The 17,943-nt window shown below is 58.9% G+C and carries 15 protein-coding genes; 8 read left to right on the forward strand and 7 right to left on the reverse strand.

Going from position 1 to position 17,943, the window contains the following annotated elements; genetic code table 11:
• Window positions 1-344: 344 nt before the first annotated feature.
• From ACZRMH_RS11570 to ACZRMH_RS11590, 5 genes are all read left to right on the forward strand, one after another.
• Window positions 345-1,373, forward strand: a complete 1,029-nt coding sequence (locus ACZRMH_RS11570; protein ID WP_464013484.1) for a LacI family DNA-binding transcriptional regulator — start codon at window positions 345-347, stop codon at window positions 1,371-1,373.
• Between the two features lie 83 nt (window positions 1,374-1,456).
• Entirely contained in the window at window positions 1,457-2,239 is a 783-nt protein-coding gene (locus ACZRMH_RS11575; protein ID WP_464013485.1) for a sugar phosphate isomerase/epimerase family protein, read from the forward strand.
• Window positions 2,232-3,203: a sugar kinase gene (locus tag ACZRMH_RS11580; RefSeq protein ID WP_464013486.1), complete on the forward strand. Its 972-nt coding sequence runs from the start codon at window positions 2,232-2,234 to the stop codon at window positions 3,201-3,203. Before ACZRMH_RS11575 ends, ACZRMH_RS11580 begins: the two co-directional genes overlap by 8 nt.
• A gap of 48 nt (window positions 3,204-3,251) precedes the next feature.
• Window positions 3,252-4,547, forward strand: a complete 1,296-nt coding sequence (locus ACZRMH_RS11585; protein WP_464013487.1) for an MFS transporter — start codon at window positions 3,252-3,254, stop codon at window positions 4,545-4,547.
• 20 nt (window positions 4,548-4,567) lie between these two features.
• Entirely contained in the window at window positions 4,568-5,542 is a 975-nt protein-coding gene (locus tag ACZRMH_RS11590) for a 2-hydroxyacid dehydrogenase (protein ID WP_464013488.1), read from the forward strand.
• A gap of 3 nt (window positions 5,543-5,545) precedes the next feature.
• Here the strand turns inward: ACZRMH_RS11590 and ACZRMH_RS11595 are convergent, their stop codons facing one another.
• The 4 genes from ACZRMH_RS11595 to ACZRMH_RS11610 are packed head-to-tail and all read right to left on the reverse strand — an operon-like array spanning window position 5,546 to window position 9,326.
• Window positions 5,546-6,625, reverse strand: coding sequence for a polyamine ABC transporter substrate-binding protein (locus ACZRMH_RS11595; protein ID WP_464013489.1), 1,080 nt, complete (start codon window positions 6,623-6,625; stop codon window positions 5,546-5,548).
• Window positions 6,626-6,679: 54 nt separating this feature from the next.
• A complete protein-coding gene (locus tag ACZRMH_RS11600) occupies window positions 6,680-7,021 on the reverse strand; it encodes a cupin domain-containing protein (protein ID WP_464013490.1) in 342 nt (113 codons plus the stop codon).
• A 31-nt stretch (window positions 7,022-7,052) separates the two neighbouring features.
• Entirely contained in the window at window positions 7,053-8,459 is a 1,407-nt protein-coding gene (locus ACZRMH_RS11605) for an NAD(P)/FAD-dependent oxidoreductase (RefSeq protein ID WP_464013491.1), read from the reverse strand.
• Between the two features lie 48 nt (window positions 8,460-8,507).
• Window positions 8,508-9,326: a helix-turn-helix domain-containing protein gene (locus ACZRMH_RS11610; RefSeq protein WP_464013492.1), complete on the reverse strand. Its 819-nt coding sequence runs from the start codon at window positions 9,324-9,326 to the stop codon at window positions 8,508-8,510.
• Between the two features lie 240 nt (window positions 9,327-9,566).
• Here ACZRMH_RS11610 and ACZRMH_RS11615 point away from each other — a divergent pair, with 240 nt between their 5' ends.
• Window positions 9,567-9,845: a DUF1652 domain-containing protein gene (locus ACZRMH_RS11615; protein ID WP_464013493.1), complete on the forward strand. Its 279-nt coding sequence runs from the start codon at window positions 9,567-9,569 to the stop codon at window positions 9,843-9,845.
• Window positions 9,846-10,246: 401 nt separating this feature from the next.
• Here the strand turns inward: ACZRMH_RS11615 and ggt are convergent, their stop codons facing one another.
• A complete protein-coding gene (ggt, locus tag ACZRMH_RS11620) occupies window positions 10,247-12,022 on the reverse strand; it encodes a gamma-glutamyltransferase (protein WP_464013613.1) in 1,776 nt (591 codons plus the stop codon).
• A gap of 72 nt (window positions 12,023-12,094) precedes the next feature.
• Window positions 12,095-14,566, reverse strand: a complete 2,472-nt coding sequence (locus tag ACZRMH_RS11625; protein WP_464013494.1) for a UvrD-helicase domain-containing protein — start codon at window positions 14,564-14,566, stop codon at window positions 12,095-12,097.
• Window positions 14,567-14,823: 257 nt separating this feature from the next.
• Between ACZRMH_RS11625 and ACZRMH_RS11630 the strand changes: the two genes are divergently transcribed.
• On the forward strand, window positions 14,824-15,519 hold the full coding sequence (locus ACZRMH_RS11630) for a pirin family protein (protein WP_464013495.1): 696 nt from the start codon (window positions 14,824-14,826) through the stop codon (window positions 15,517-15,519).
• A gap of 816 nt (window positions 15,520-16,335) precedes the next feature.
• Window positions 16,336-16,683 carry a DUF6124 family protein gene (locus ACZRMH_RS11635; protein ID WP_464013496.1) on the forward strand — a complete coding sequence of 116 codons (348 nt, stop codon included), beginning with the start codon at window positions 16,336-16,338 and terminating at the stop codon, window positions 16,681-16,683.
• 50 nt (window positions 16,684-16,733) lie between these two features.
• Here ACZRMH_RS11635 and punC read toward each other — a convergent pair whose 3' ends face one another.
• On the reverse strand, window positions 16,734-17,915 hold the full coding sequence (gene punC / locus ACZRMH_RS11640; protein WP_464013497.1) for a purine nucleoside transporter PunC: 1,182 nt from the start codon (window positions 17,913-17,915) through the stop codon (window positions 16,734-16,736).
• Window positions 17,916-17,943 lie beyond the last annotated feature (28 nt).

Genomic DNA, 17,943 nt, shown 5'->3' on the forward strand with positions numbered 1-17,943 from the left:
GCACGCCGCCACGGGCCATCCATGGCCCATCGCGGCTCTCCCGGCATCCATGCCGGTCGACCCACTCCACAGAACCTCCACTCGGCCTCCCGGAGGGCGAGTAAATCAAAAGCCAGTTCAAAAGCAGTTCAAAAGCAGATCAAAAACTCTCAGGTATGCAGTGCTTTAGCCTTCATGCAAGCAGCTGGCGAAGCAACGAGGTTTTGTGAACGCAGTTAAACAAACCTTCACCCAATTTCTACAAAGCCTCTTGACGAGACCATCCTGTTTGAGTTCCCATGAAACCGGTTTCAGCATCCTCACGCGAAACCGCCTGCGATAACTCAAATAAAAGGTTTCAGGCCGTGAACAGTTTTTCAGCAGCTCAGCGCACCCGCGTGACTATGCTCGATGTTGCCCAGCGGGCTGGTGTGTCCAAGGCCAGCGTGTCGCGCTTTATTGGCGAAGACCGCACCTTGCTCTCCGAAGCCATCGCCGAACGTATCGAGCGCGCCATCAATGACTTGGGCTATCGTCCCAATCAAATGGCCCGTGGCCTGAAACGCGGACGTACACGGCTGATCGGTATGCTGGTGGCCGATATCCGCAACCCCTATTCCATTGCCGTCATGCACGGCGTCGAAACCGCCTGCCGCCTGCACGGCTACAATCTGGTAGTGTGCAATACCGACCGTAATGACGAGCAAGAACGTCAGCATCTGGCAGCGCTGCGTTCCTACAATATCGAAGGCCTGATCCTTAACACCCTTGGTCATCATCCTGACGCGCTGCAAGAGCTGCATCAGGAAATGCCCATCGTGTTGATCGACCGTAAAGTCGAGCAGCTGCACACCGATCTGGTCGGCCTCGATAATGCCGACGCGGTACGCATGGCCCTGGAGCATCTAGAACAACAGGGCTATCGCGATTTGCTGATGGTCAGCGAACCGGTCGATGGCACCAGCTCGCGTATCGAACGTATCAACAGTTTTACTAGCCAGCTTATAGCCTACCCTGCCCTGCGCGGCGCCGTGATTACAACCGGTGCGGGCCTTCGCGCCGCTATCCAGACCTTCCTGCAAGCCCCCGGTAACGGCCGCAAAGCCATTTTTTGCGCCAACGGCCTGGCCGCGCTGGCCTGTACCCAGGTGCTGCGTGATTTGAATTGCCGTTTGTTTGAAGACGTCGGGCTGATTGCCCTGGATGACCTCGAGTGGTTTCCGCTGGTGGGCAACGGTATCACCGCCCTGGCCCAGCCCACGCAACAGATTGGTGCCAGTGCCTTTGACTGCCTGCTTAAGCGTCTGAGCGGCGACAAATCCGCGCCCCTGGCGCTGGATTTTGCCCCGCAGTTGATTGTTCGCGGCTCAACCCGACCACCCCTGACGGCCTGATACTTTATCGGCTGACACCCTTGACCCGGTTGCCATCCGTTTGATGCACAACAAAATGAAACCGGTTTCAGAGAATAATCACAATGACTACATTCCCCGTTTCCATCAGCCTGTCGAGTTACGGCGCCGATCTGGTTCGCCAACGCGGCCAGGGCAGTTTTATCCAATTGCTGGCCAACGCCGGTGTGGCCCGTATCGAACTGCGTGAAGAACTGCTGACCACAGAAGACCCGATCACCTTTAGCCAGTCCGTGCAACAACAGGGCCTGGAGTGCGTGTTCTCGTCACCGCTGGAACTGTGGGAAGCCGGGCAATCACGGCCCAACACCCAATTGCTGGCCACCTTGCAGCGCGCCCACGCCTTCGGCGCTCAATGGCTGAAAGTGTCGCTGGGCTATTTCACCGAACACTGTGACCTGCAAAACCTCGCGGCCCTGCTCAACCAGCAACCGGTCCGCCTGCTGGTGGAAAACGACCAGACTTCCTACGGCGGGCGCATCGAGCCCATGCAGCGCTTTTTCGATCAGGTCGAGCAGCAGCAAGCACCGATCAGCATGACCTTCGATATCGGCAACTGGCACTGGCAGGACCAGTCGGCCAGCACCGCCGCCCGCCTCCTCGGTCGCCATGTCACCTACTTGCATTGCAAAGGCGTGAGCCGTCGCCCCGATGGCAAGCTGATCGCCACGCCGCCGACCGATACCGACCTGCAGCAGTGGCAACACCTGATGACCCATATGCCTCACGGCCTGACCCGGGCCATCGAGTATCCCCTGCAAGGCACCGATCTGGACCTGCTGACCCGGGAGCACGCTGACGTACTGGCGCGCTTGAGCCAACAGCAACAGGAGCTGAGCCATGTCTAAAGTCGATGTGCTGTCGTTTGGCGAAACCATGGCCATGCTGGTCGCCGAGCAAACGGGAGACCTGGCTCGGGTCGAGCAGTTTCACAAACGTATCGCCGGGGCTGACAGCAATGTCGCCATTGGTCTGTCCCGGCTGGGCTTCAATGTGGCCTGGTTGAGCCGCGTAGGGGCTGATTCCCTGGGCCGCTTTGTGCTCAACACGCTGCAGGCCGAAGGCCTGGACTGCCAGTATGTCGAAGTCGATTCGCATAACCCCACCGGTTTCCAGCTCAAGTCTCGTGTAGACGATGGCAGCGACCCGCAGGTGGAGTACTTCCGCCGCGGTTCGGCGGCCAGCCACCTGAGCCGTTCTGCGCTCAATCCGCAACTGCTCAGCGCCCGGCACTTGCACGCCACCGGCATTCCACCTGCACTCTCGACGAGCTGCAATGAGCTGTCCTTTGAACTGATGAAGTCGATGCGCGCAGCAGGCAACAGCGTGTCGTTCGATCCGAACCTGCGCCCGTCGCTATGGTCCAGCGAACAACAGATGATTCGTGACATCAACGCCCTCGCTGCCCACGCCGACTGGGTACTGCCGGGCTTGAGTGAAGGCCGGTTACTGACAGGCTTCGACGATCCGTCCGATATCGCCGCCTTCTACCTCGACCAGGGTGCCGAAGCTGTGGTTATCAAACTGGGTGCCAAAGGCGCGTATTACCGCACCGCCCAGGTTGAGCAGTTTGTCCCGGCTGTACCGGTTACCAACGTGATCGACACCGTGGGTGCCGGTGATGGCTTTGCCGTCGGGGTGGTCAGTGCCTTGCTGGAAAACCTCGGCTTTGCCCAGGCCGTGCAGCGCGGCAACTGGATCGGCAGCCGCGCCGTACAGAGCCGGGGCGATATGGAAGGCCTGCCCACCCGCGCCGAACTGAACCACTACAACGCGCTGCCCGCGCCCCTTGAAACCCAATTACCTGCTTGACCTGTCACCTGCTGCGAAAAAACAAAAACAAGCTCAGGAGCACCCTCTATGCAATCGCTAAAACTCGCCGCCCGTCGTTGGTGGTACATCATGCCGATCGTGTTTATCACCTATAGCCTGGCGTACCTTGACCGTGCCAACTACGGCTTCGCGGCTGCCTCCGGGATGGCCGAAGACCTCAATATCACCCCCGGCCTGTCGTCGTTGCTGGGCGCGCTGTTCTTTCTCGGCTATTTCTTCTTCCAGGTACCGGGAGCGATCTACGCCCAGAGAAACAGCGTCAAAAAACTGATATTTGTCAGCCTGATCCTCTGGGGCAGCCTGGCCACCTTGACCGGGGTGGTGTCCAGCGCCTACTGGCTGATCGTGATCCGTTTCACCCTCGGGGTGGTTGAGGCCGCCGTGATGCCAGCCATGCTGGTGTATCTGTGCCACTGGTTCACCCGTGCAGAACGCTCGCGCGCCAATACCTTCCTGATCCTTGGCAACCCGGTAACCATGCTGTGGATGTCGGTGGTGTCGGGCTATCTGGTGCAGCATTACAGCTGGCGCTGGATGTTTATCGTCGAAGGCCTGCCTGCCGTGCTCTGGGCCTTTATCTGGTGGCGCCTGGCCGATGACCGGCCAAGCCAAGCCAAATGGCTGAGCAATCAGGAGAAGCAAGACCTGCAAAGCGCACTGGATGCCGAGCAAGTGGGCCTCAAGCCGGTGAAGAACTACGCTGCGGCGTTCCGTACCCCTGCCGTTATCCTGCTGGCCTTGCAGTTCTTCTGCTGGAGCATCGGCGTCTATGGCTTTGTGCTGTGGTTGCCGTCGATTCTCAAGCAAGGCGCGCAAATGGACATGATCGAAGCCGGCTGGCTGTCGGCCCTGCCGTATCTGGCGGCCGTGATTGCGATGCTGGTGGTGTCCTGGGGCTCGGACAAAATGCAAAAGCGCAAACGCTTTGTCTGGCCGCCACTGCTGATCGCCTCTATCGCGTTCTACGCCTCCTACATGCTGGGCGCCGAGCACTTCTGGTGGTCCTACGCACTGCTGGTGGTTGCCGGTGGCTGCATGTACGCACCGTATGGCCCGTTTTTCGCCATTATCCCGGAAATCCTGCCCTCCAACGTGGCCGGTGGTGCCATGGCGCTGATCAACAGCATGGGGGCGCTGGGTTCGTTTGCCGGTTCGTATCTGGTGGGTTACCTGAACAGCTCCACCGGCTCAACGGGCGCGTCCTTCCTGTTGATGAGCGGCGCACTGATGATTTCGGTACTGCTGACCCTGATGCTAAAACCCGCTGCCAAAGACCCTGCTGCGCCGCAACACAGCACTGCGCAACGTCTGGCCCACTCTTGAATTCAACGTCGGTGAATACCTTGAAAAAGAATGTCGTGCTCTACAAAGAACTGTCCCCGGAACTGATGCAGCGCCTGCAAGCCCAGGCCAATGTGACGCTGATCGAGAAGCTTGATGCTGCGGGCATGGACCAACTGCGTGCTGCCCTGCCCCAGGCCCAGGGTATTCTGGGCGCAAGCCTGAAGCTGGATGCGCAACTGCTGGACCTGGCGCCGAACCTTGAAGCGGTGGCCAGCGTGTCGGTGGGTGTCGACAACTACGACATCGACTATATGACCGAGCGCAAGATCCAGCTCACCAACACCCCCGACGTACTGACCGAAACCACCGCCGACACCGGTTTTGCTCTGGTTCTGGCCAGCGCCCGCCGGGTGGTGGAACTGGCCAATATGGTGCGCGACGGGAAATGGCAGAAAAACGTCGGCCCCGAGCATTTCGGCACCGACGTACATGGCAAGACCCTGGGCATCATCGGCATGGGTCGCATCGGCGAAGCCCTGGCCCAACGTGGGCATTTTGGCTTCGGCATGCCGGTGATCTACCACAGCAACTCGCCCAAGCCAGCCGTAGAAACGCGCTTCAACGCGCAGTACCGCAGCCTTGATCAACTGTTGCAAGAGGCTGACTTTATCTGCCTGACCCTGCCCCTGACCGCGCAAACCGAAGGTTTGATCGGTGCAGAGCAATTTGCCCTGATGCGCCGCGAGAGCATCTTTATCAATATCTCTCGCGGCAAGGTAGTGGACGAAGCGGCGCTGATCAACGCCCTGCAACAAGGCCAGATCCGCGCTGCCGGGCTGGATGTGTTCGAGCGCGAGCCGTTGGAACTGACCTCGCCCTTGCTGCAGCTGGATAACGTGGTGGCCACGCCGCATATCGGCTCGGCCACCTTCGAAACCCGTGAAGCCATGGCCCGTTGCGCCGTGGAAAACCTGCTGGCGGCATTGGCCGGTGAGCGCCCGGCCAATCTGGTCAACCCGCAAGCATTGCGCTAACGGTCACTTGCCGCTTTTGATATTGGTCCAGACGCGCGTGCGTACCCGGTCAATATTCAGCGGCATGGCCTCCAGGGCAAACAGCTTGTCCATCATTGCGGGGGTTGGATAGACCTTGGTGTCAGCCTTGATCTCAGGGCTGACCAAGGCATCCGCCTGCTCATTGCCATTGGCGTAATGCACGTAGTTGGTGATCCCGGCCATTACATCCGGGCGCAGCAGGTAGTTCATAAAGCTGTAAGCGGCTTTTTCGTCCGGCGCATCGGCAGGCATGGCAACCATGTCAAACCAGATGGCGGCACCTTCCTTGGGGATCGAGTAACCGATCTCGACGCCATTCTTGGCCTCTTTGGCCCGGGTTTCGGCCTGCAAAATATCGCCTGAGAAGCCTACTGCCACGCAAATATTGCCGTTGGCCAGGTCACTGGTGTACTTCGAGGAGTGAAAGTAGCTGATATAAGGTCGGACCTTGAGCAGCAGCTCTTCGGCTTTCTTGTAGTCCGCCGGGTTTTTGCTGTGATGGGGCAAGCCCAGATAGTTGAGCGCCGCCGGCAAGATTTCCGGGCCATTGTCCAGAATCGCTACCCCACAGGATTTCAGCTTCTGCATGTTTTCCGGCTTGAAGATCAGATCCCAGGAGTCCACCGGTGCGTCATCGCCCAGTACGGCTTTGACCTTGGCAATGTTGTAGCCAATCCCGGTGCTGCCCCACAGGTAAGGAAAACCATGCTCGTTGCCCGGATCGTTGACCTGCAGCGCCTTGAGCAGCACCGGGTTGAGATTCTTCCAGTTCGGCAGCTGGCTCTTATCGAGCTTTTTCAGCGCCTTGCCCTGAATCTGCCGCGCCATAAAGTGGTTAGACGGGAACACCACGTCATAACCGGATGAGCCGGTCATCAACTTGCCATCCAGCGTCTCGTTGCTGTCAAACACGTCATAGCTGAAGGCAATGCCGCTATCACGCTGAAAGTTCTTCATCGTGTCGGGGGCAATGTAGTCCGACCAGTTATAGACCTTCACGGTTTCGGCGGCCTGGCATAACGTACCGGCCAACATCAGGGGCAACAGGGTCATACGGAGCATGATTCGATTCCTTGCATGTTTTGCGCAGCTGTTTTTATAGGCAGGTTTCGGCGATCAAAGGATCAATACATACGTCTTGCGCACGGTTTCCTGGATATCCCAGATACCGGTGCTGTTGGCAGGCAACATCAGTGCATCGCCCGCTTCTATGGTCAGGGTTTCACCGTTGTCCGGGGTGAAGGTGCAGCGTCCTTGAATAAAGTGGCAGAACTCCTGCTCCATGATCTGCCGACGCCAGCGGCCCGGGGTGCATTCCCAGATGCCGGTTTCGACACCGTCGTTACGCTCCACGCAAGTCACCGAGGTCACCGCCACCGGCGTGCCAAGCGGAACGGCCACCGGGAAAGATTCCTGCAATGTCACCTGGGCGGTGTTTTTAAACTGGGTAATACTCATGGCGTGCTTCCTGTTAAACGCAAATGTCGGGTTACTTCATAAAACCTTCCATCACCCCGGCCAGGCGGCTGGCAAATTGCCGACGCCAAGGCGGACTGTTGGGATTGGCCAGGGTTTTGTCTTCGTACACAAAACTGCGAATGATCGCGTTGTAGCCCAACCAGCGGCACGGCTCTGGTTCCCAGGCTTTCAGTGCGCCAAGGCCGCCTTCGGTCAGAACCCAGGGCTGGCGGACTTCAAGGGTGTCGCGCTGCAGGATCAGGTCGGCCAGGGTACGCCCGCCCAGATGGCTGGCGCCCACGCCTTCGCCACCATAACCACCGGCCAGGGCGATACCTTGCTGGCGATCACACAGCATGTGCGGCTGGAAACGTCGCGACATGCCCAGATTGCCGCCCCATGCATGGCTGATTTCGACGTTTTTCAGTTGCGGAAATAGTTCGCTGAACAGATAGCGGCGCAGTTCGATTTCGTCAGTACTGAGGTCGAAGTTCTCACGCAGACGACCGCCAAACTGATAACCACCGCGGGCACCGAACACCAGGCGGTTGTCGGCCGTGCGCTGGCCGTAGGTGACTTGCCGGCTGCTTTCACTAAAGGCTTGCCCCTGGGACAGGCCAATTTCATCCCAGGTGGTTTGCGGCAATGGCTCTGTAGCCACGATCAGGCTCTGCACCGGCAATTGATAACGGCCCAAAGGCGCCAGGGTATTGGCATAGCCTTCAACGGCAGGCACCACCCAACGGCTGCGGATCTGTGCCTTGGCGGTGCGGGCAAAACCTGAACGCCATTCGGTCACCGGGCTTTGCTCGAAGATTTTTACCCCCATGCGCTCGACAGCATGGGCCAGCCCGCGAACCAGTTTGGCTGGGTGCAGGGTGGCGATATGCGGGGTGAAGATCCCGCCATAGGGCTTGGCGACGCGGATCTGTTGGGCCAGCTCGGTCGGGGTGAGCCAGCGGTAGTCGGACTCGTTCAGACCTTCGGCGTAGAGGCTGGCCAGATAGCTGCGCAAACTGGCTTCCTGCTCCGGGTAGCGCGCCGCGCAATACAAGGCACCACCTTTGCGGTAATCGCAGTCGATGCCTTCACGATCGATAACATTTTTCACTTCATCGGGAATGCCGTGCAGCAAGTCGAAGGATTCGCGGCGCTGCTCTACGGACAACCCTGCAAGCAGGCGGTCCTCGCCCAGCAAGTTGCCCATCAGCCAGCCACCGTTGCGCCCCGACGCACCAAAGCCTGCAGTTTGGGCCTCGACAATGGCGATATTCAGTTCTGGCGCATGACGCTTGAGGTAATACGCAGTCCATAGCCCGGTGTAACCGGCGCCGATAATAAGCACATCGATATCCAGATCGTGCTCAAGGGACGGCCGGGGCGCGAGTTCCTCCCCAAGCTGGTCCATCCATAAACTGATTGAGCGCCATGCTGGCATTGCCGACTCCACACCGATCCAAGAATGGCTCGATCCTAGTCGCTGGCATCAGGGCGCGTCTTGCGTGCGTGCCCGCAAAGAAATTTGTTTGGCGTAGGCCTTCGGCGATTGCCCGGTGTGCTGGCGAAAACAGCTGTAAAACGCCGAGATCGAGTTGAAGCCCGCCGAAAAGGCCATCTCATCGACTTTGACTGGCACCTCGGCAGCATCCATCGCCGCCAGTACATGGCGCAGCCGCGCCTGATTCACATAGCGGTAGAAGCTTTGTCCCAGCACCTGATTGAACAGATACGACAGCTGATTGCGCGTATAGCCACAGGCCTTGGCCACTTGCTGCAAGTCCAGCTCGGGGTCGAGCCAGGGCTGTTGGCGTTCGAAATAGGTTTGCAGGTCCTGAGCCATAAAACTCAGTTGCCTGGCGGATAGCCCCAGGCGGCTGACGGCAGGCCTGGTTGAGCCCTGGCTTGCCGGGTTGGCGGGCGCTTCGTGAACCAGTGAGGCGTATTCGTTAACCCGCCAGATCAAGCCGTCGCGCACGGTAATGGCTTCACTGGCACGGAATGACACCAACCCCTGGCTGCCGCGCAAGGTCATGCGGTATTGAATAAAGGCGGTATTACCATCCAGACGAATGCGATCGCCGTGCTCAAGGGCTTCATCCGGATCTCTGGGCATCGACGACTTTACATACTCGCGCAGCTCATCGAGGCCCATGACCCGATTCTGGAAGAAGTCGTTGTAGGTCACCTCGGGATGATACAGCGCCATCACCCCGTCCAGATCACGATGCTTCCAGCACAGGTGATAACGCATCACGGTTTCGCCGGTGGCGAGAGTGTTTTCGGGGCCATCGTCTGGGAGTGACATGGGAGGCTCGAAGGCAAAAAACACAGAGTGCCGAGTTTGCCCATGGTCTTCAATGCCTACATGCAGGAGATAAATCGCCTAAGTGCATGATTCACATCAAAGTCCGGGTAAACAACCGGCTGGTGGGGGAAAAAAGGCTTAGCCCAATCACTTTTGGATGCTAGGTTTGAACACGAAATAATCGCAAACACACGCGGTCAGAACCAACCGCCCGACACCTTGAGCTAAAGGAATTGCTCTATGTACCCAATGGACAACATCAACAAAGTCACCTTCCCCAACGCCTGCCAACTGATGCGCTGGCATTTTCACCCGATGGGCTTTGAGGCGACCATGGATGCGCCCAACAGCATGGTGGCCCGGTTGTTTGACCGTGCCAGTGGTGAAACCGTGATTGCCGTGGCCGGTATCCCCTGCTCGGCAGTCATGACCCCCGGCCAGGTGGGCCGCATCATTCAATCGGTAGAAGACGAACTCGAAAGCTTTGTGCCGCCGATGGCGTGGCAGGCGCAGGCTTGAGTTCTTTTGCCCCAGGCGCAAACCCTGTGGGCTTGCCTGCGATGCAGGCGCTGCGGCCTGTCTGGCGAACCGCAGTGATGCCATCGCGAGCAAGCCCGCTCCCACATAATGATCCCGGCAAAGTCCGAATTTTGTGAGCAGCGCAAACCCTGTGGACTTGCCTGCGATGCAGACGTTGCGGTCTGTCAGGCGAACCGCGGTGATGCCAGCGCGAGCAGGCTCGCTCCCACATAATGATCCCGGCAAGGTCCGAATTTTGTGAGCAGCGCAAAACCTGTGGGAGCTGGCTTGCCTGCGATGGCATCACCCGGTTTGCCTGACAGTCCTCGTCGCCTGCATCGCGAGCAAGCCCGCTCCCACAATGGCCCCACAAAGCCCTCACCGATAAAGGTTTTCTACCTTCAATCCCCCAGCGCTGTGCCTTCACGACGTGGATCGGCACCGGCAGACAAACCGTCTTTATCCCGCACAATAATCTGCGTGCCGCTGGTCATTTCGATCAGCGATACCTTGTGCCCACGGTCCTGCAACTGCTGCACCAGTGCAGGGCTGACCCGGCCGGTCTCCAGCTCGGTGTCCACATTGCGGCTGCCGAAATTGGGCAGACTGATTGCGTCCTGCGGGTTCAGCTTCCAGTCCAGCAGGCCAACCACAGACTTGTTGACGTATTCGATGATCTGAGAACCGCCCGGTGAACCAACGGTTGCAACCAGGTCGCCGCTTTTACGATCGAACACCAGGGTCGGCGCCATTGAAGAACGCGGGCGCTTGCCCGGCTCGATACGGTTGGCCACCGGTTTGCCGTTTTCCTCGGGTACAAACGAGAAATCGGTGAGCTGGTTGTTCAAAAGAAAGCCATGGGTCATCACGTGCGAACCAAACGCGGCTTCAACCGAGGTGGTCATGGATATGGCACCGCCCTGATCGTCGATGGCGACAATTTGCGAGGTGGAAATCCGCAGTGGCGATCGATCAGGGGCCAGGGCAAGGTTAATGCCCGCAGGAACCCCAGCCTCGGCACGGCCCATGCTCTTGTCGCCGATCAACGCAGCCCGGGTCTTGAAGTAGCCATTGTCGATCAGCCCTTTCACATTGACCGGTACAAAGTCGCTGTCCGCCAGGTACTGTGCCCTGTCAGCGTAAGCCAGGCGCTCTGCTTCGGCGATCAGGTGCACCGCAGAAGGCGAAGGCTCAAAGCCTGCCCCGGTGCTGCTCAGCACGGGGGGCATGGTGGCCAGATCGAGGGCTGGTGATTTGTTTTGCAGGGCCTCAAGAATCCCCAGGGTCTGGATGACGGCAACACCGCCCGAAGACGGCGGTGGCATGCCACAGACTTGCCACTGCTTGTAGTCACCACACACCGGCGAGCGCTCTTTCGCCCGGTAACTGCTGATATCAGCCAGTGACAGGGTGCCGGCACTCGGGTGGGAGCGAACCTTGTCGACCATCGCCTGTGCAACTGCCCCCTGATAAAACGCATCGGCACCGCGACTCGCAATGGCCTGCAGGGTGCGTGCAAGTTCCGGGTTTTTCAGTAAGGTGCCAACCGGCAAGGCTTGCCCTTGAGGGGTCAGAAAGTACTTGGCCATTTCCGGGGAGCCAGCAATAAACTTGTCGGCGGCTATTTGCGTATGCAAGCGTTGGGAGACAGGAAAACCTTCGCTGGCCAGTTTGATTGCTGGCTGGAACAGGTCACTCCAAGGCAGTTTGCCATGTTGCTGATGGGCCATTTCCAGCGCCCTGAGCACCCCGGGCACGCCGACCGAACGCCCACCTATCTGGGCGTCCGAGAAAGGTATCGGCTGGCCATCCGCCCCCATAAACATGGTCGGGGTGGCACCTGCCGGAGCGGTTTCACGACCATCGAAGGCCTGCACCCGCTTGCCGTCCCAATACATAATGAAAGCGCCACCGCCGATGCCGCTGGACTGTGGCTCGACCAGTGTCAGAACCGCTTGCATGGCGATCGCCGCATCAATGGCCGAGCCGCCTTTGCGCAGCATCTGCTGCCCGGCCTCAGTGGCCAGCGGGTTGGCCGCCGCAGCCATATGCCGGGCCGCATAGACCGGGGCCATATCGGTGCGCAAACCCGAGGCTATTTCGGGCGCAGGCGGCAACTCGGAGGTTTTCTCAAGCCCTGGCTGCACGGTGCTGCATCCGGCCGTCCACAGGGCCAGAGCTGACAAGGCGAAAACTCGGACGCTGCTATTTTTAGCAAACACAGAATCAATCAAAAGGAGTTCCTTCTACTAATTGTTGTTATTGAGCCGTAAATCTTCAAAAAACGCTTTGCCCTGGGGCACGCGGTCCGAGGCCTTGGGGATATTCGGCCCTTGGGCCTCCTGGCTTTCCACATACCAGTAGCAGTGCTTGACCGCCCGGGTGATACCGACATAAGCCAGTCGCAGGATTTCGTCTTTCTGTGCAGTGTCATACGGCTCGGGGTCACCCTCCTTGCCCAGGCCGGCCATGCGGTAAACCTGGTTTTTGTAAGGCGACGATGTCAGATGCTGACAATCCCCCAGCAGGAAAACAGCGTCCGCCTGCAGGCCCTTGGAGCTGTGATAGGTCAGTTGCTTGAGCCTGCGATCTTCTGGCGCCAACCTAGAATCAACATTAACTACTGACTGTATATCCTTTTCTATCAGCAACTTATCGCTGCTTTTTCGAAACAACATCAAGATACTGTCGCCTGCGTTGTAATGCTCGATCAACTGCGCGGCCAAAGCCTGATCATCGCGATGCAGTACATTGACCGGCACTGGCGTTTTGGGCTCACCGCTGGCCTTGGCCCGCTTGCCAGCAATGGACGGCGCAGCGCGCACGATATGCTCGGCGGCATCGATGATGTGTTGATGGCTGCGAAAGTTGTCGCTGAGCATCACCCGGGTGGTGGCAGGCGACGGGAACTCCTTGTTGAACTCCATAAAGTATTTGGGTGAACTGCCCCGCCAACCGTAGATCGATTGCCAGTCATCTCCCACGCAGAGCAACGACGAGCGCTGGGCCCCGCGACCGACATGCATCGCCGGGCCACGGCTGCGGATCTCGCGCAAGCTGGCGCGCAGCCAGGACACGATCTGCGGCGAGACATCCTGAAACTCATCGATCATCAAGTGCGACAGCGGCCGCAGTTGCTCATGGTTGAGCAGCTTGAAGTTCTGCGGGGTGTTCTCGCCAAACAGCGAGAACATGCGGTTATAGGTCATGACGGGCGGGGTCTGGGCCAGCAAGTGGTCTTCCAGCGCCCGCCAGAACAGGCTCAACGCCTCAAAAAAGAAGCGGTCCGGGTCATCCTTGGCAAAGCGCATTTCGCCCACTGCGGCGGCCACGTCCAGCCCCAGGTTTTCGATAAAACTGGCAGCGGCGACGAAACTGTCGAGCAAAGGCGCCGAGCCCAACTCGCCCTTGAGCCTGTAATCAAACCCCGGGCCTGCGCTGGCATCACCTGCCAAGGAGCTGACAATACGCTTGGCAGCATCGTAATTTTCAAGCCATATCAATGGCTTGTTGCAGAAAGCTTGAAACAGCGTGCGCTTGACTGCCCACTCGGCGCGCACACTGAGTTTAGCCCCGGGACGGCAGATTTGCGGGTTCTCGCGTGGATCGAAGCCCAGCACCACCCAGGCATCCAGCTCGGCAATATAACCGTGGCAATGGAACTTTGAACCGTTGATCTCGACCGTTTCGCGATTGGGCTCGATGCCCTTGATCGGCCAGGCCCCGGCGGCAAACCACAGATCTTCCAGGGTGTCGCAGAGTTCTTCGTCACGCCTGGCGGCCAACTCGGTAACGGCCATGCGCTTTTGCACATCGGGGTGGTCACGCTCCAGCTCCTTGAGCTGCAAGGCATGCAGGCGCAGCGGTGCCAGGGTCTGGCGGAAGCGCTCATCACGGGTATAGAGCCCGTGGTAACAGGCATTCAGTTGCTGGCGCTGGGCGTCGTTGATACGCAGGTCAAACGGGTTGCTGTCGGTATCGTCGTCGTTGAGCAGGCTGCGCGTACTCAGGGTCTCGAACGCCTGCAACTGGCTGTAGCCGGGCAAGCTGCGCACCATAGGCAAAATCCGCGAGTGAAAGGTGCGCACCACATCCCGGGCTTCCTTGAGTGACAGGGTACGACCCCACAAGGCGAAGACTTCCTGCAGCTTCTTGATAAAGTCCTTGCGTGACTCGCGGGTGAAGGTCACCACAGTCATCGAATCGAGTTCAAAGCCCAGGTAATGGGTCAGCAGCAGAATCCGCAACACCAGCGAGGTCGACTTGCCAGCGCCGGCCCCTGCAACCACCGAAGTAGACGGTGTATCGCTGAAGATCATCTTCCACTGTGCCGCGCTGGGCTGGGCATGTTCGGGCAGGATTGCGGCCACGTCAGCCTTGATCTGTTTTTTCAGCTCGGGGCCCAGCGGCAGGCGCCAGTCATCGAACAAGTCGTTGTCGATACCGGGAGCGCGTAGTTCCTGCGGGCGTGTATCGCTGATAAACAGGACCTGGCGACCCTCTTCCAGCCCCTCGGTGTGGCCTTCCTGATAGCCGTAATCCACCCCGGCGCTGTGCCCGCTGCGGAACCCGTCCGCCTGGCCCTGCAGCCAGGACGCCGCATGCTGTGCGCGCAAGCGACTCAAGCCATTGCCAAACAATCGTGCAGCCAGGCGCTTGAGCAATGGCAATTGAGTAATGGGAGCAAGTTCTTCAGGCAGTTCGGGATTGTGTTGCGGCACGCTGACTCCAGGGTGTGAGGCTGTCCGGGCGGAGCGGCTATGGTCGCCCCATTGCGCGCTGATTTCTAGCTAATTGCTTGGGCATCAGCTGTTTAGAGCCTGCTTTGAAGGTAAATGGCGATTTACTGGCCCGCAAATACATCTATTAAGTAGATTGGTTTGACGCATTTTTTCAGCTTTTTTTCGATATGTCGCTGATGGAGAATCATCCTATCGCCAACCGGGTAACCCTTGGCACCCTACTCAGGAGCAGCATCATGCTTGAACTCAGACCCTTCAATACATTGGGCGGCGCCAACCACGGCTGGCTGGACGCCCATCACCACTTTTCGTTTGCCGAATACCATGACCCGCAGCGCATGAACTGGGGCAACCTGCGGGTATGGAATGACGACGTGATCGCTCCCGGCACCGGTTTCCCGAAGCATCCGCACCGCGATATGGAAATCATCACCTATGTTCGTGAAGGCGCCATCAGCCACGAGGATAACCTGGGTAACAAGGGCCGTACCGAAGCGGGTGATGTTCAGGTCATGAGCGCGGGTACCGGGATTGCGCACAGCGAATACAATCTGGAGCCGACGCCGACCAAAATCTTCCAGATCTGGATCATTCCGAATCAGCAAGGTGATGCTCCGGCGTGGGGCGCCAAGCCCTTCCCCAAAGGTCAGCGTGAAGGTTTTGTGACCCTGGCCAGCGGCAAGGATGGCGACCATGAAAGCCTGCGCATCCGCGCTGATGCCCGGCTGGTGGCGGCCAATCTCAAGGCCGGGGAAACCGCCGAGTACCGCCTGGACAGCGGCCGTCGCGCCTATCTGGTGCCTGCCAGCGGGGTGATCGAGGTCAACGGCCTGCGAGCCGAGGCACGGGATGGTGTGGCTGTTGTCGATGAGAGCGTGCTGCGGGTTACGGCGATTGAAGACAGTGAGATTGTGCTGGTGGATGTGGCCTGAGCCAACCGGTCTTTTGCAGCTGAAGCAGCAGCATATGCAGCTGGGGGTGGCGCAGAGAATGGGTATGTACTCGGTGGTTCTAACTGGAATACCGAGTACATATCCAGCATTCGCGCCTAACTGGAATTAAGGTTTCGCCCTTACGGCGAGGCACTTTTGTCAAACAGCCACAAAAGTACCCAAAAAGGCCTTGCCCCATCGTACGGCCCTCGCTTCGCTCAGGTGTCCCTCACTCCGGCCCTGCTCCGTGGGCACGCCGTCACGGGCCATCCTTGGCCCATCACGGCTCTCCCGGCATCCATGCCGGTCGACCCACTACGCAGAACCTCCATTCGGCCTCCCGGAGGGCGGGGCAGATCAAAATCAAAACCCGCCGAGGCGGCCGACCGGCCGGCCTGTTTGGCGGGGGTGTGCTGTGTAATCTCCTGTAGCCGCTGACGAAGAACAAAAGCGGCGTGGGCTGTGAGAGACATTTGGCCTTTAATATCAGGTATTTCGTACGACGTTTCGCTTTCATTCCCGTGAAACATCCTAGAAAATTCCATTCGCTTGCGCCGCTTAAAATCAGGGAATAGTCTCGGCCCATCGCTGCAAAATCAGCGGTCGGGTTTAGTCGCCCTGTTTGTAATCCGGCGCAAGGCGCCACCTCCGCAAGGCGCTTTTTTTCGGCCTGCGTTTTATGGTGGCCGTGCGCAGGGCGCCCTTGTGGCGCGCCGGGTTCCGGATGCACCGGTCGACTAACCTGCGTACGGCTACCACCTACTCGTTTAGTCGCGACAGGTGTTAGCTCCCATTGTTTGTGTCCGGAGTTAAACCTTGAAAAAGATCACCCCCGATCCACCTGCTTTTCCCTTCGATGCTGCTGACAGTAACGACCCGTTGCTGGACCGTGTCGCCGCTGAGCGTGCGCTCAATTACTACCTGCAAGGCCATAAGCCTTTTCGCCCGTTGGGCACGGCCATGTTTGCCATCCCGGACAGCGTCAATTCAGAAGCGGCCCTGGCCCAGGCGTCAGACTTGTTGCGCTGTGCGGGTGCCTGCGCGAATGAGGCGGGGAATGGCTTGAGCGGGCCTGCGCGCGACTTGGTGTTGTCGGTCATGCACTTGGTGGAGCTGGCCAAGGGTTATGTCGACAAGTCGCTGGACACGCTGGTAACGCACTAAAGCAGCACGCGCCTGATTGGCGACAGGCGCGTCATTAGCTGTTTCTTGATTCAAGATGCCGCCAATACCTCGGCATTCACCTTGCGCCGCTGAATCAAATAGCCCAGCACCGCCAACGGCGCGGTAACCAGCATCACCTCCACGGTGATTTGCAGAGGCTCGCTGATATAAGTCGACACCAGCAGGCTGCCCAAAAAGCACAACCCAAGCTGCAAGGTATTCTGCAAACCTGCCGCCTTGCCGGAATTTTCCGAAAACGGCAGCAGTGCATTCGCCACCACAATCGGATAACTCGCACCGTTAACCAGCGCCATCAGGCAAAACGGAATCAGCAACGTAATCAGCATCGGCTCGGTTTGTGTAGCGACCAGATACAACCCGACCATGCTCGCGCAGTAAGCCACCAGCAACCAGGGCAACAACGCCCGGCCACTGATCCGTTGCAGCGCGCTGCGACAGCTGTAGCCACCGACCAAAAACGCCAGTGTCGGCAATGCGTAGCTCAAGCCAATATCGCTTGGGCTGTAACCCATATCGCCCAGAATAAAGGGCGAAGCCGTCAACCAGGCGAAGAAACTGGCCGAACATGCGGCGAAGATCATCACGTTGCCACTGAATTTTGCCGTGCACAGCAGTTGCCAGTAGCTGACCCCGGGTTTAACGGTCTTGGCCGCTACACGCGGGGGTTCCTTGAGCAGCAGCGTAGGCACGATCAACAGTACCGCCAGGCCCAGCAACACGGCAAAAATCGCCTGCCACCCCAGGTGACTCAGCACCACAGCACCCAGCAACGGGGCCAGCGCCGGTGACAGCCCCATCAGCGGCATGATCCCGGCAAACACGCGGTTGGCCTTGTCGGCCGGGTAGCGATCGATCACCAGCGCCTGCCACGTAACAGCCGCCGCGCAGATACCGATGGCCTGGACAAAGCGCAAGCTCAACAGCAGTACGGTGCTATCGACCCAGAACATCCCCGCACAACCCAGGGCAAACAGCGACAGCCCCGCCAGTAACACCGGCTTGCGCCCCAGGCGGTCCGACAGCGGCCCCCAGAGCAACTGGCCCAGGGCGAAGCCGGCCAGGAAGATGCTCAGGCTGGCACCCACGGCACCGGCCGAAAGCCCCAGTTCACTGCGCAATGTGCCGAATGCCGGCAGGTACATATCCATCGCCAGATAGCCGAGCATGCTCAGCCCGGCGAGATAACAGGTAAAACCAAAAGAGTTTTTCATGTGCACCCAAAAACTTGCCATCAAACAA

The sequence above is a fragment of the Pseudomonas sp. B414 genome, from assembly GCF_055408445.1.

What these genes read in the sequence shown, in the direction of transcription:
- ACZRMH_RS11595 (WP_464013489.1), bottom strand. Translation starts at nt 6,625, where the DNA reads ATGCTCCGTATGACCCTGTTGCCCCTGATGTTGGCCGGTACGTTATGC.
- ACZRMH_RS11585 (WP_464013487.1), top strand. Translation starts at nt 3,252, where the DNA reads ATGCAATCGCTAAAACTCGCCGCCCGTCGTTGGTGGTACATCATGCCG.
- ACZRMH_RS11605 (WP_464013491.1), bottom strand. Translation starts at nt 8,459, where the DNA reads ATGCCAGCATGGCGCTCAATCAGTTTATGGATGGACCAGCTTGGGGAG.
- ACZRMH_RS11615 (WP_464013493.1), top strand. Translation starts at nt 9,567, where the DNA reads ATGTACCCAATGGACAACATCAACAAAGTCACCTTCCCCAACGCCTGC.
- ACZRMH_RS11580 (WP_464013486.1), top strand. Translation starts at nt 2,232, where the DNA reads ATGTCTAAAGTCGATGTGCTGTCGTTTGGCGAAACCATGGCCATGCTG.
- punC (WP_464013497.1), bottom strand. Translation starts at nt 17,915, where the DNA reads ATGAAAAACTCTTTTGGTTTTACCTGTTATCTCGCCGGGCTGAGCATG.
- ACZRMH_RS11610 (WP_464013492.1), bottom strand. Translation starts at nt 9,326, where the DNA reads ATGTCACTCCCAGACGATGGCCCCGAAAACACTCTCGCCACCGGCGAA.
- ACZRMH_RS11575 (WP_464013485.1), top strand. Translation starts at nt 1,457, where the DNA reads ATGACTACATTCCCCGTTTCCATCAGCCTGTCGAGTTACGGCGCCGAT.
- ACZRMH_RS11600 (WP_464013490.1), bottom strand. Translation starts at nt 7,021, where the DNA reads ATGAGTATTACCCAGTTTAAAAACACCGCCCAGGTGACATTGCAGGAA.
- ACZRMH_RS11630 (WP_464013495.1), top strand. Translation starts at nt 14,824, where the DNA reads ATGCTTGAACTCAGACCCTTCAATACATTGGGCGGCGCCAACCACGGC.